The 13,706-nt window shown below is 45.6% G+C and carries 14 protein-coding genes; 1 reads left to right on the top strand and 13 read right to left on the bottom strand.

Annotated elements, in window-relative coordinates; genetic code table 11:
• Positions 1 to 53: 53 nt before the first annotated feature.
• Positions 54 to 1,169, bottom strand: coding sequence for a sugar ABC transporter substrate-binding protein (locus tag JOD82_RS00830; protein WP_069012698.1), 1,116 nt, complete (start codon positions 1,167 to 1,169; stop codon positions 54 to 56).
• Positions 1,170 to 1,420: 251 nt separating this feature from the next.
• Complete coding sequence (locus JOD82_RS00825; protein WP_069012699.1) at positions 1,421 to 2,353, bottom strand: zinc-binding dehydrogenase; 933 nt, start codon at positions 2,351 to 2,353, stop codon at positions 1,421 to 1,423.
• A 131-nt stretch (positions 2,354 to 2,484) separates the two neighbouring features.
• Between JOD82_RS00825 and JOD82_RS00820 the strand changes: the two genes are divergently transcribed.
• A complete protein-coding gene (locus tag JOD82_RS00820) occupies positions 2,485 to 3,390 on the top strand; it encodes an MmyB family transcriptional regulator (protein WP_069012700.1) in 906 nt (301 codons plus the stop codon).
• Positions 3,391 to 3,586: 196 nt separating this feature from the next.
• Here JOD82_RS00820 and spoIVA read toward each other — a convergent pair whose 3' ends face one another.
• From spoIVA to JOD82_RS00765, 11 genes are all read right to left on the bottom strand, one after another.
• On the bottom strand, positions 3,587 to 5,065 hold the full coding sequence (gene spoIVA / locus JOD82_RS00815) for a stage IV sporulation protein A (protein WP_023989182.1): 1,479 nt from the start codon (positions 5,063 to 5,065) through the stop codon (positions 3,587 to 3,589).
• A 420-nt stretch (positions 5,066 to 5,485) separates the two neighbouring features.
• Positions 5,486 to 5,836 (bottom strand): 2Fe-2S iron-sulfur cluster-binding protein, encoded by a 351-nt coding sequence (locus JOD82_RS00810; RefSeq protein WP_069012701.1) that lies wholly within the window; start codon positions 5,834 to 5,836, stop codon positions 5,486 to 5,488.
• Between the two features lie 39 nt (positions 5,837 to 5,875).
• Positions 5,876 to 6,526, bottom strand: a complete 651-nt coding sequence (locus JOD82_RS00805) for a hypothetical protein (RefSeq protein WP_023989184.1) — start codon at positions 6,524 to 6,526, stop codon at positions 5,876 to 5,878.
• Positions 6,527 to 6,703: 177 nt separating this feature from the next.
• Positions 6,704 to 6,979 carry a stage VI sporulation protein F gene (locus JOD82_RS00800; RefSeq protein ID WP_013310741.1) on the bottom strand — a complete coding sequence of 92 codons (276 nt, stop codon included), beginning with the start codon at positions 6,977 to 6,979 and terminating at the stop codon, positions 6,704 to 6,706.
• Between the two features lie 166 nt (positions 6,980 to 7,145).
• Positions 7,146 to 8,186: an NAD(P)H-dependent glycerol-3-phosphate dehydrogenase gene (locus JOD82_RS00795; protein WP_029517324.1), complete on the bottom strand. Its 1,041-nt coding sequence runs from the start codon at positions 8,184 to 8,186 to the stop codon at positions 7,146 to 7,148.
• A complete protein-coding gene (gene plsY / locus JOD82_RS00790) occupies positions 8,179 to 8,787 on the bottom strand; it encodes a glycerol-3-phosphate 1-O-acyltransferase PlsY (protein WP_029517323.1) in 609 nt (202 codons plus the stop codon). Before plsY ends, JOD82_RS00795 begins: the two co-directional genes overlap by 8 nt.
• 11 nt (positions 8,788 to 8,798) lie before the next feature.
• Positions 8,799 to 10,121 (bottom strand): ribosome biogenesis GTPase Der, encoded by a 1,323-nt coding sequence (gene der / locus JOD82_RS00785; RefSeq protein WP_013310744.1) that lies wholly within the window; start codon positions 10,119 to 10,121, stop codon positions 8,799 to 8,801.
• A 147-nt stretch (positions 10,122 to 10,268) separates the two neighbouring features.
• Positions 10,269 to 11,495, bottom strand: coding sequence for a 30S ribosomal protein S1 (rpsA, locus tag JOD82_RS00780; protein ID WP_029517322.1), 1,227 nt, complete (start codon positions 11,493 to 11,495; stop codon positions 10,269 to 10,271).
• A gap of 120 nt (positions 11,496 to 11,615) precedes the next feature.
• Positions 11,616 to 12,209 carry a lysophospholipid acyltransferase family protein gene (locus JOD82_RS00775; protein ID WP_069012702.1) on the bottom strand — a complete coding sequence of 198 codons (594 nt, stop codon included), beginning with the start codon at positions 12,207 to 12,209 and terminating at the stop codon, positions 11,616 to 11,618.
• A complete protein-coding gene (gene cmk, locus JOD82_RS00770; protein WP_029517320.1) occupies positions 12,206 to 12,913 on the bottom strand; it encodes a (d)CMP kinase in 708 nt (235 codons plus the stop codon). Before cmk ends, JOD82_RS00775 begins: the two co-directional genes overlap by 4 nt.
• A 129-nt stretch (positions 12,914 to 13,042) precedes the next feature.
• A complete protein-coding gene (locus JOD82_RS00765) occupies positions 13,043 to 13,702 on the bottom strand; it encodes a flagellar brake protein (RefSeq protein ID WP_029517319.1) in 660 nt (219 codons plus the stop codon).
• Positions 13,703 to 13,706 lie beyond the last annotated feature (4 nt).

The following is a 13,706-nucleotide window of genomic DNA, read 5'->3' as shown; positions in this document are numbered from 1 at the left end:
GCCTGCTTATGATAAAAGCGCGCCGAAGCGCGCCTTTGCGTTATGCAAACATTTTATTTGGACGTTTCATATTCCTTCATCCAATCCTTATAACCCTGTTCGCTTTGGCCCCAGCCCTTCACATATTGGGACAGCTCGGATGTGGAAATTTGCTTATCCGGCAACGCTTCGCGTTGCACATATACAGCCTTCAGTACGACTTTCTCCTCCGGATTATCCCCATGCAGCTTCTGATATGCATAGCGCACTTGTACGCGCCCGATATCTGTTGGATCTACGGCTGCCGAGGCCACCCAAGGATTTTTCGGGTCTTGGATCATTTGCAAGTCCTCGTCGCTCATGTCAATGCCGTAGACTTTAATTTCCGTACGTCCCGCTTGTTGTATGGCACGTGCTGCGCCTTTGGCAAATTCATCCCATGCCGCCCAGACGGCTGTAATTTCGCCCTTAGGATATTGCTTTAATACAGCTTCCATTTTGGCTTGCGTATCCAACGCAGGATTCTGAGCCGAACCAAAAGTCGCAATTTCTTTAATATCCGGATTGGATTTCAAAAATGCACCATAAGCAACCTGACGACGTTCCATCGGCGCAAATCCGGCAACCCATACTTTCACAATGTTGCCTTTGCCACCGATATCCTTCTTCATTTGCTCCAGCGTTAGCTCAGCCATGCTTTGGTCATCCTGTGAGAGCACTACCGCACCCGGAACATTGACGGCAGCATCGAACACGATAACTGGAATATTGCGGGAAACTGCTTTTTTTAGCCCTGTTTCCAGTAATGCATCACCGTGATCAGTCAAAATGACATCAAACTGCTGGTTAATCGCACTATCAAGCAGAGAAGCCATTTTAGCCTTATCGTTATCTGCCACAAACTTAGTCAGCGTACCGCCAAATTTTTTAACTTCCTCTTCCACACCTTGAACATACTGTTGCGAAAATGTGCCCGTGTTAAACTCCATGATCAACGCAACCCGTTTACCCTTTAGATTTAAGTTGTCCGTTTTTTCGTTTGTTGTATTCGATTCCGCAGTGCTTGTCCCTTGAGTGCCGCTCTCTGTTTTCGGCACGCCACATGCAGTGACCAGCAAAACCAGCATCAGTAGCATGATACCTCCCAGCCCTAGCTTTTTGTGTCTTTGGAACTCTTTTTGGATATCCATGATTTCATTTCCCCCTCGTTCAACCACAAAATGATTCAAATTTGATACTTAATATATCGCTTTAAACCAAGTATGTAAATAGGTTTTATTAAATATAGAAAATTTTCCGGTTTTATAGGCCAACACACAACAAACAACCGCCCCCCCGATTGAATACCGGAAAACGGTTGCTGCTTAAATTTGAAATCAAGGCGGAGCCTGGGTCGAAGATACAATCTGTCTGTTTATTTTAAATAGGAGAACGCTCACATCTAACTTATTTGGAGCACTGCTTTACCGGAAAATTTCCGATCTATCAGTTGTTGGGCTACAGCTCCAATTTCCTTCCACGATGCCTCCACTTCGATTTTTGGTACTAACTGGCCTTTTGATACAAGCTCACCTAGTAATTTTAGATCTCCCGCTGGGGAATAACGATTTATTTCCTCACCTAGAAAGAAGCAATACAAAGTTCTACCACCTAAGCCCCTAATATTAATCGTTGCGTAAGGTGAGGACGAATGTCCCATGGACACACATATCCCCTCTGGCATAAGCTGAGGTAGTAATGCAGCTAGCGTATCCCCACCTACTGAATCCACAATGAGATGATAAGGTCCGAATGTATCCAGCGAGGAAATCGCCGGATCGCCAACGATAACCTCATTAGCACCAGCCTCTTGAACAAGTAGAGCTTTTTCCTCTGTTCTGGCTACACCTACTGTAAAAGCTCCTGATTGCGCCGCTAGCTGATGTGCAAAAGTCCCAACTCCGCCAGTCGATCCAGATATCAATATTCGCTTACCGAGCAGCATTCCTCCTTTTCGAAGTGTATAGAGCGCTGACAGACCGGCTACTGGTAAAGTAGCAGCCTGGGCGAAGGTAATATCATCAGGAAATTCAGCCACTAATGAAGTAGGAGCGGCAATTTGTTCGGCCCATGCTCCCATCGGGAGAAGTCCTACGACACGGCTTCCTTGTTTCGGGCCCGTGCCATCTTTGGCTTGCTCGATGACAATCCCGGCAAAATCCCATCCTGGTCTGCTCTGTCTTCCATGATTTCTTGCATCTACAACTTCACCCCGATTCAGAGAGAAGGCCTGTACTTGAACGATCGCTTCCCAAGGCTGGGCCTGCGGGACGGAAACTTCCTTTATTGCGAAATATCCTGAAGCAAACGGATCTGTTACAATTGCACGAACCATATGATCTCCCCCATCATTCTCATTGAGAAACCCTTGTAAATAGCTCCCCTTTTTCACAATGTAGTATACTGTAGGGAACTATCTGCACCAAGTGTAGAACTACACCTCATTATGAAAAGGATTGAAAAAGGATGACCATGCACAAGGACTTCCGATATAAAACATTAAAAAACGTTTTGGGAGAGATTGAAGCTGTTCGCATGAAGCGTCAACGGGAATATACTGAGCTATCACACCCGTTATTAAAACGATTTACTCAGCAGGAGCTTAATGATGAGGCATGTCCTACGTATAAAAATCTATTGGTTGGACGGTCTCGTCGAATACCGGACCGGCAAACGATAATCCATATTGCTGAGTATCTGGAGTGTACTTCACATGAGCGCAATGACCTTCTCCTCGCCGCTGAATATCTTCCGATCCATTACGAACTCGAAGGACGTTCTCTAGAGCTGGCGCTGGAGCAAACACAGCAAATCATGAGTAATTTGCCATTTCCGGCGATGATTGTTACTCATACCTTAGATATCAAAGGGTTAAATGAACCGTTTCGCCATTTATTTGATATTCCTTCCGATTCTTTTATGAATGGCAAACTGAATAAAGTAGATTTTCATTTTAACTCCGATTTTTCCATTCGTCCCCGTTCTACCTTCGATGCTGAGTCGTTCGAACAGTGGGAGTCTCATGCTATTTTTGGGATACAAGCTTTCAAAAGATATAACATGTTGTCCCGATACGACCATTGGTATACGAAGTTAATAGACAGATTTCAAAAATACGATGATCTTAATAAATATTGGAATATGCAGCCAAAGGACTCAGCAAGTGAAATTGAGCAACCCAAAATTATTTTGGCCAGAATGGGAACCGCGGACGATTTAGTCCCTATTCGCTACAAGCAAATTCATCTTTCTGTAAGTAGCCACATGTATCCTGGAATTGAAGTATACTTACCGATTGACGATCCTGCACGCATAGTATTTCAATATTGGGGTTGTCCAGCCGAATATCAGAACTACGCTTTTAATGAATAGGAAAAATTCGCCTACAGCACTTTACGAGTAACAAAAGCTCAATAAAAAAAGAGGTAATCCAGGACTTTATTTTCTCGTCCATGGCTACCCCTGTCTGGTTTTGGAGGTCAGTCTAATATTTTGTTTTTGCGAACCGTAGAGAGCAAATTGCTCTCCACGGTATTTCTCTTATACATTTTTTAGGTGTGGCTTACCCTTAAAGAATAATAGCAATGAGACCGCCGGAGCCTTCATTAATGATACGACCCAGCGTTTCCTGCAGCTTATAGCGTGCATTGTCCGGCATCATGGCGATTTTACCCTGAATGCCTTCCCGTACAATGGAATGCAGCGAACGTCCGAAAATGTCTGACTCCCAAATTTTGATTGGGTCATTCTCAAAATCTTGCATCAGATAGCGCATAAGCTCTTCACTTTGCTTCTCTGTTCCGATAATCGGAGCAAATTCCGATTCCACATCGACACGAATCATGTGTATAGAAGGTGCTGTCGCCTTGAGCCGCACACCAAACCTTGTACCCTGACGAATCAACTGCGGATCGTCTAGTGCCATCTCAGATAACGACGGCGCGGCAATGCCATATCCCGTTGTCTTGACCATTTCCAGCGCCTCGGCGAAGCGGTCGTACTCTCGTTTGGCATGGGCAAAATCCTGCATCATTTGCAGCAAATGATCCTTGCCACGAATCTCTACCCCGACGACTTCGACCAAAATCTGGTCATAAAGCTCATCGGGAGCATACAGATCAATTTCAGCTACGCCCTGCCCCATATTCATCCCGCTCAATCCGGCCCTGTCGATGAATTCATATTCCATAAACTGGCCAACCACTCGATCTACATCACGCAGGCGTCGAATATCTTTAACCGTATCGCGAACGGAATTTTCATAATTGCTACGCAGCCAGTGCTCTTCGTTCAGTACCATGACCCAGCTCGGCAGGTTTACATTCACCTCATGCACCGGAAATTCATACAATACTTCACGAAGTACGCCTGTAACATCATCTTCCGTCATCGTCGCCGCGCTGAGTGTCATGACTGGTATATCGTACTTGGCAGCCAGCTCACTACGAAGCTGGAGTGTTTCATCACTGCGCGGATGTGTGGAGTTGATAACCAAAACAAATGGCTTGCCAACTTCCTTCAACTCCTCAATGACGCGTTCCTCCGACTCTACATAAGAGCTGCGCGGGATTTCCGCAATCGTGCCGTCTGTAGTGACTACTACACCAAGCGTCGAATGCTCTTGAATAACCTTGCGTGTACCAATTTCTGCCGCTTCCTGAAAAGGAATGGGTTCTTCGAACCATGGTGTGGAGATCATCCTCGGACCATTTTCATCCTCGTACCCTTTTGCTCCTTCTACTGCATATCCTACACAGTCAACCAGACGTACATTCACATCCAGTCCTTCCGTTACTTTGATCTGGACGGCATTATTCGGTACGAATTTAGGCTCCGTCGTCATGATCGTCTTGCCTGCCGCACTTTGCGGCAACTCGTCTACGGCGCGGGCACGGTCCGCCTCACTTGTAATGTTTGGCAGAACAATCGTCTCCATAAACCGCTTGATAAACGTTGATTTTCCTGTTCGGACTGCGCCGACGACCCCAAGATAAATGTCTCCTCCGGTACGTTCGGCAATGTCTTTAAAAATGTCCACTTTCTCCAATGAAATCCCCTCCTCAAAAGTCTCCGAAGGAAAAATGCTTAAAGAGCATCCGCTTCGTGTTCAACCAACTGCTTGATCCCAGATGCGGCAGAACAGCCTTTAAAATGCCCGGAAGTCGTCCGCCGCCGAGATTCAGGAGACTGATGGAATCGGCGAAACGGCGTAAACTCGTACATGCATTTGGACTGATACCATCATATGTATCCCCTCCGTAAAATATGTTTAGTTTTTTGAAAAATAGATTACGACAGAGCGATCATTGCAGAAACGATATTTTACGTTTGGTTCCACTCACCTAATATATGCGGGGCAAGACTCTCCCATGACTTCGTCGCTAGATTAAATAAAAAAAGGATGTTTCTCCTGACCGTTTAGAGTCGTCGGAAACATCCTTTTTCTATTCTCCTGATATAATCGGCATTACCACAGTTCATCATCCAGCGCCTGACGCTCCAGTTGCCGTCTGATAGCCGCCTTGAGCCTATCCTCCGGTATGGTTACCTCCATATCGCCTTGGACACGTGCCTGGCAGGATAAGCGCATTCCTTCATCCAGTAAAGGCCCCAGCTTACGCTGCTCTGCATCGCTGGGTTGGTCTGCGAATTCAGCCCATTCCGGTGATATTTGTACCTTACACATCAGACAGGCTGCTTTTCCGTCACAACGAGTGGGGATATATACACCCGCTTTACGAGCAGCCTGAAGCAATGACGTACCCTGACCGACCTGTACGCGCCTACCTGACGGCCTAAACGTAATCTGCACATTCATGAATGGTCCTCCAGTTGTCTTTCTCCTAACACACACAACTTATACTTCATTGCCCATCTGGATGACGGAGTGCAACTCTGGCCAAGGCAGAAGTTCTACAAGCTTGTCCAATTGCTCCTCATTCCAAATATTACTGACTAGTAGCTGCTTCAGTACAATGATATGACGTCGCGGGTCGCGCTTCATGACTTCTGCAATCGCTTTATATCGGTCGGGTCGATTTCGCAATATATTGAATAAAAGTTCATGACTGAGCGGCATCAGACGCAGTGAAGCACTCCCCAGCTCAAGCTGAACACCAGCCGACCAAAGTAGTCGCTCGATCTCTAAGCGGTATAACGCTCCGTCACATAATACTTCAAATCCCCCCACCAACTCGACTGGAAATCCCTCCAGATCATAGTGGCTCAGCAATGAAACGTAAGAGCCGCTACGATCAACCTGCTGTCGATCTATACTTATACCTAGGGGGTGCGCATGAAGTTGCTTTGCTGCATGAATATCCGCATAAATATCAATGTCCCGAGGCAGGCGATCCAGTTCAACTTCATGTACAAGTAGTGAACAACTCCCGCCTAGCATCCACGGAACCGACACTGTTGACCAGTTCTCAGCCAAGCTACTCAGCGCAACTGCCAGATTGTGAGGAAGCCTGTCTACTAACACCGATGATATTGCCTCCTTCAACATTGTTTCCTCCTTTGCTGTCTTTCCTTCCGTTTCCTGATGGGCATCATTATAACATGTTCGACAGGGCAGTTCGATATTTTGTGTACTGTAAAAGCGGTTACCCACTCCAAAATATAAAAAAACCGCGAACCTTCCCGGTCCACGGTGAATAATACTAACTGGCGTGCGACCAGCGGTCTATTTTTTCATCATCATTTTCATCAACGCTTCCATATTGGAAGGATTCATTCCGCTCTTTTTGACGGCACCAACAATATCCCTTACTGTATCTTCCGACACCGGAATGTTGGCCATCGCAGACACTTGCTTGATAAGCTGACGCAGTTGCGCTTCGCTTTGAAGCGTGTCCGCCTTTACCGTGCCTGCCAGCTTTTTCACTGCATTTTCGGATATGTTTTTGCCGCCTTTTTTGTTAATGGCCTTCAATGCATCTTTCGGAAAGTTTTTATTCATAATCTCCCCTCCTCCGCCATTGCTCAACTCAGTCTATGAGTGGCGGAGACAAAAGGTGATTAAGCGTACATAAGACATGCCAAACGCCTAACTAAAAAAGGCTATCTCATTATAGAAAAAATCTACCATGAGACAGCCTTTATATTATTAAAGCTCATCTGAGCCTTTAAGAATGCCATTGCTCCCAAGTCTGAAGTGGCATGACTTCCATCTCGGTCTTAGGGTCGCGACCCATCAGCGCCTCAACGGCCTTACGGACGTCACGTCCTTCAAACAGTACTCCATACAGTACCTCTGTAATAGGCATCTGAACACCTAATTTTTGAGAGATGGCGTATGCCGCTTTTGTCGTTCGAATCCCCTCTACGACCATGCCCATAGATTCCAGCACATCATCAAGCTGTTGGCCCTGTCCTAATAGTGACCCTGCACGCCAGTTGCGACTGTGACGGCTCGTTGCCGTGACCACTAGATCGCCAATACCAGCTAGGCCGGCAAAGGTTAATGGATTAGCCCCCATCTCAACTCCGGCACGGGTAATTTCAGCCAACCCACGGGTCAATAAAGCTGCTTTGGCATTATCACCGAAACCAAGCCCATCTGACATTCCCGCACCCAATGCGATAATGTTTTTTAGCGCCCCGGACAGTTCCACACCGAGCAAATCGCGGTTTGTATAGACACGGAAGTAGGAGTTCATGAACAGCCCCTGAGCAGCCTGTGCAGCCTGCTCATTGGAGGAAGCTACAACGACCGTTGTAGGACATTTCCTCACCACTTCTTCCGCATGACTCGGACCAGACAGCACGGCAATATCGCCCTCCGCGACTTCCAGTTCTTCCGAGATCACCGTGGACATACGTTTAAGCGTTTCTGTTTCAAAACCTTTAATGGCATGCACTACCAGCATATCCTTGCTAAAATGAGCTTTCAGACTACGTGCTACCTGACGAGCAGCAGCAGAAGGAGATACGATTATCACTGCTTTAGCACCAGATACCGCAGTCTGCATATCAGTTGTAGCTGAAATGCGATCAGACAAAATAGAGCCCGGTAAATAATGCTCATTTGTATGCTTCTCATTGATTTCAGCTGCTTGCTGCTCGTTTCTCGTCCAGACAGAGACATCGTTGTTATTGGCCGCAAGAACGGAAGCCAGGGCTGTTCCCCAACTCCCCGCGACCAGCACAGCTATTTTCTCAGACAAGACGATCTCCTCCTTTGGAGCCAAGCTTATTCTCATTCCCCCGTACCAACTTGACTATGTTGGTACGGTGTCTCCACACAGCGAACAGACAAATGATTAGAGCCGTCCAGAATAACGGCCATGCAAAACCAAGCACGAGTAATATCCAAGGGGTCAAAATGACAAATATGAGTGATCCAAGGGATACGTAACGAGTCATTACAATTGCAAGTATCGCAATGATTCCGGCATATAGTGCGGGCAGTAAGGCAAGCGATGCCAATACACCAATAGCAGTCGCAATACCTTTTCCTCCACGAAAGTGAAAATATACCGGCCAGTTATGGCCCGCAATCGCCGCAATGCCGCACAAACCCGGTACCCAGGATGATTCCCCACCTAACCAGTGCCCTATTAGTACCGCAATAACCCCTTTAAGAACGTCCAGCAGCAGTACCAGAATAGCTGGGCCTTTTCCAAGCACACGCAGCGTATTCGTCGCACCGGCATTGCCGCTCCCATGTTGGCGAATGTCGATTCCTTTTAATTTTCCATACAGCAAACTAAAGCTGACAGAGCCAAGCAAGTAACTGAGTACGATGGCAACGATTTGTAAAATCAACCTATTCGCTCCTAACTTTCGTCAGACTTGCGCCGTGTAAAGATTCGAATTGGAGTTCCTTCAAAATTGAAGGCGGCGCGGATTTTGTTCTCCAGATAACGCTCATACGAGAAGTGCATTATTTCTGGATCGTTTACGAATACAACCATCGTAGGCGGCTTAACAGCAACCTGGGTCACATAGTTAATGCGCAGACGACGTCCCTTGTCTGTTGGTGGAGGATTGATGGCAACCGCATCGGAAATTACATCATTCAGTAAATGTGTCTGAATACGCAACACATGCTGCTGTGCCACATGCTGTACAACAGGAAGCAGCTTTTGCAGGCGTTGCTTCGTTTTTGCAGACAAGAACACAATCGGAGCATATGTCATAAACAAAAAGTGATCGCGAATTTTCGTTTCAAACTGATGCATCGTTTTGTCGTCCTTGTCCACGACATCCCATTTGTTAACGACAAACAGCGATGCTTTACCCGCTTCATAAGCATAGCCAGCAATGTGCTTATCCTGTTCAATGATGCCTTCCTCGCCGTTAATAACGACCAATACAACATCTGCACGCTCAATAGCACGCATGGCACGCATTACACTATATTTTTCGGTCGTTTCATATACCTTGCCACGTTTACGCATACCTGCCGTATCAATCAGTACATACTTTTGACCGTCTTTTTCAAAAGGTGTATCAATTGCATCACGTGTCGTACCTGCAATGTCACTAACGATAACCCGCTCTTCTCCCAGAATGGCGTTAACCAGTGAAGACTTACCTACATTCGGGCGGCCGATCAAGGCAACACGAATAACGTCTTCATCATAGTGATCTTCTTCCAGCTCAGGCAAATTGGATGTAATGGCATCTAGCAGATCGCCTATCCCTGTACCATGGCTACCAGAAACAGCGATTGGATCACCAAATCCATAAGAATAAAACTCATAAATCAGATCGGCGCGACTGAGGTTGTCCACCTTGTTGACAGCTACGATGATCGGTTTACCCGAACGATATAGCATTTGAGCAACCTCTTCATCTGACTGTGTAATTCCTGCTTTCGCATCACTCATAAATACAATTACATCTGCTTCTTCTATTGCAAGTTCGGCCTGCATACGGATGGATTTTAAAATGACATCCTCACCATCAATCTCAATGCCGCCGGTGTCAATAATACTGAAGGATTTACCATTCCACTCCGATATACCGTATATACGGTCACGAGTGATTCCGGGTTTATCTTCCACGATGGACAAACGATCCCCGATTATCCGATTAAAAATAGTGGACTTGCCCACATTCGGACGACCAACGATAGCCACAACGGGTCTTGCCATAAATTCACTCCTCCTGTCAATTCTTCCGCTATCATCATAGCAAAAAACATACCTATTGGCGATATGGTCACGTAACAACAATCGGCGAACCCTCTGGGTCCGCCGATGGTGTACGTTATGCATATTATAAAATGTATTGATTTAAACTCATTTAAATTTGTTCAGCTTATCGCCAAAACGCTCGCCGAGCGTGATGCTCAGACCGGAATTATTGAGGGAAACGTTAGGATTATTCAGTTCCTCACGAGGTGCACGAGATGCACGTGGTGCTCTTTCTGCTTTAGGAGCAGCTTCAGGAGCTTCCTCAGTTTCTTTAATGCTCAGGCTAACACGTTTTTCGGAAGGATTCATTTCAAGAATTTTAACTTTCACTTCTTGCCCTTCTTCCAGAACTTCTTGTGGAGTTCCAATGTGTTTGTGGGAAATTTGGGAAATATGAACCAAACCTTCCACGCCAGGAGCGATTTCAACGAATGCGCCGAAGTTAACCAGACGTTTTACAACACCTGTTACGATGTCATTGTTGTTGAATTGTCCAGCAGCCGATTCCCAAGGACCAGGCTGTGCAGCTTTCATGCTCAGGCTGATTTTTCCTTTTTCAGGATCTACTTTCAAGACTTTTACTTTCACTTGGTCTCCTTCAGAAACTGCATCAGAAGGCTTATCGACATGAGTCCAAGCAATTTCAGATACGTGAACAAGACCATCCACGCCGCCAACATCTACGAAAGCACCGAACTGAGTAAGACGTTGAACCGTACCTACGATTTCTTGGCCTTCTTTCAGCTCAGCCATTACTTTAAGCTTGTTGGCTTCGAATTCTGCTTCCAGAACGTCTTTTTGAGAAAGAATCACTTTGTTATTTTCACGATCCAGTTCTTTTACAACAACACGCAATGTGCGGCCTTTGTAATCACTGAAATCTTCTACGAAGTGACGTTCTACCATGGATGCAGGGATAAATCCGCGCAGACCCACGTCTACCACGATGCCGCCTTTAACGACATCATTTACAACGACTTCAAATACTTCTTTGCTTTCGAACAGTTGCTCCAACTTTTCCCAAGCATTTTCACTGTCGATTGCACGTTTGGACAGAACAAGTTTTTCCTTGCCATCGTCAATGCTGATAATTCTAGCTTCAACCTCTTGGCCTACTTGTACTGCTTCTTCTGCGTTATCCAGACCAGAAGACAACTCGCGAATTGGAATAATTCCATCGTATTTATATCCAATGCTTACTACCGCTTGGTTATCTTCCAATTTCACGATTGTACCCTTAACGGTGTCACCTTTTTTCAGGGAGACGATTTGATCGAGCTCGTCTTGATTTGCCGCTTCAGCAGCTTCTTGATTTTTAATTTCTTCCGACATGTCAATACCCTCCTCAATTCAAAAAAAACCATTTATTTAAACCTGCGCATGGCAGAGTTCAAAACATAAATAAACTTTTGTTCTAGTTTTCCGAGCTTAGACACAATTCATACAAGCCTTTCAGTTATTCGTAGGCTTACCCGTTTCCTTCATCGTGCGAATACGAGACATAATTGCTTCTGTTGCCAGTTCAATTGGATCTCCTTCGATATCGGCACCCTTTTGGTAAGCTTCCAAATTGACAGGTTTACCGTATAACACTTTCGTTTTACGGAAAAGCTTGTAATCACCAATAATGGCGACCGGAACGGCAGCCGCTCCACTGCGTAGCGCAAAGCTTGCAGCACCCTTTTTACCGATTCCCCCAGCTCCTCTGGAACCTTCGGGAAAGATTCCCATAACCTTACCATCACGCAAAATGTTCAATGCCAACTTAATGGATTCCTTACTTACACCGCCACGTTTGACTGGAAAAGCTCCCAGTTTCCCAATTAGTGGACCCAGTACAGGAACATTAAACAGCTCGGCTTTTGCCATAAAGTGAACCTTTCTTTTCAGCAAAATACCAACTGTAGGAGGGTCAAGATTACTAATATGATTAGAACACAACAGCACTCCACCCTCAGCAGGAACATTTTCCCTGCCTACCGCCTCAAGTCTAAACAGAACGCGGTAAATGAGACGCAAAATACTGGCGCATACAGTATATATCATTGGCTGATCTCTCCATCCTTCTCCGTTAAGCAATAAGATACGATCATATCAACGACATCCTGAATGCCCATTTGGGTCGTATCGAGCACGATGGCGTCCTCACTGCAACGAAGCGGAGATACCTCCCTCTCCTCGTCAAGCTTGTCACGTGCCGCAATGTCACGTTCCAGTTGCTCCAGAGTGATATCATCAGTTTCGCTCAGTTCTTTAAAACGGCGGGAGGCACGTTCCTGAACACTTGCGGTCATGAACACCTTGACTTCCGCATCGGGAAGTACAGTTGTTCCAATATCGCGACCATCCATAACGACACCCTTGCGTGCAGCCATCTCACGCTGGTTTTCAGTCAAACGTGTCCGTAAACCAGCAATACTTGAATACTGTGACACGTTGCTAGTCACTTCCATCGAACGGATCACAGTGGTTACATCTTCCCCGTTACAATAAACCTTTTGGCCTGTGGGGTCCGGTACTAATTCAATCACCAGCTCAGGTACATGTTGAAGCACTTTTTGTACATTTTCTGCAGGAATTTCCTTACGCATCATGTACCACGTTGCTGCTCGGTACATGGCTCCAGTATCTACATATACATAAGAAAGTGTTTTCGCCACCAAGCGGGCCACTGTACTTTTCCCTGCACCAGCAGGTCCATCAATGGCTACATTTATTTTGTTAATTGAAGATACATGTTGCCTTGCCAACAGGGAATTCCTCCTAACCTAACCTCAAGAAAAAAGCAGGCATTGCCTGCGACGTGAAAATTATACCACACATTTATAGGCGATGCAAAATAAGCGACAGGTTTACTAAAAAAGAAAAATTTCGGATGATTAAGATTTCCCCCGGAATTCCAGCTGTCTTTCAAAGCAATATTTAATCAGTTTTTGACGCTCCTGATCAGCGATTTCCTCATATTTCAGCATAATGAGTTTGCGACCGTTTTCCATCTGCTGAATGCGCACAATTTCAGATTGGAACGGAACATGCTCCTGAGTACCGTTTTTATATGGAACTAAAATCCAGCAAGACAATGATTCTCCTTCTTCAAGATGATGAGTTCCCTGGGTGTGAAAAGAAACACCCCCACCTCCTACATCATGTGTCTCTGCTACAAATCTGGACTCGTTCGCACCATGCTTTACAGCAATTTCCAAGTTGGCCTTAACCCGAAGAAAGTTTCGACGCTGAATTTTGCTGATGCTGTCTGGAGCAGGTTTGTGGATACGAATCATCCGGAGGATATCCTCTTTGAAACCCGTAACGTGGGTATTAAAATAATTTTTAATCCCACCCTCGCTCAAAAAAAATATAGACAGTTCTTCCCCTAGAAACAATTTTTTCAAATGCCCACTTGTTTGTGACATAGGAATTTCAATTAAAAAGTTCTGTGACTCCTCTTCTGCAATACGAGACTTAAATTCAAAAATCTCGTCCTTATGGTCAGTACCTGCCACTTGTATGTATAACACATCATTAATTTTGGGAAACAAATGA

It is taken from the genome of Paenibacillus sp. 1182 (assembly GCF_017833915.1).
Taxonomy (GTDB): domain Bacteria; phylum Bacillota; class Bacilli; order Paenibacillales; family Paenibacillaceae; genus Paenibacillus; species Paenibacillus polymyxa_D.
This window is presented reverse-complemented; position numbering and strand designations above follow the sequence as displayed.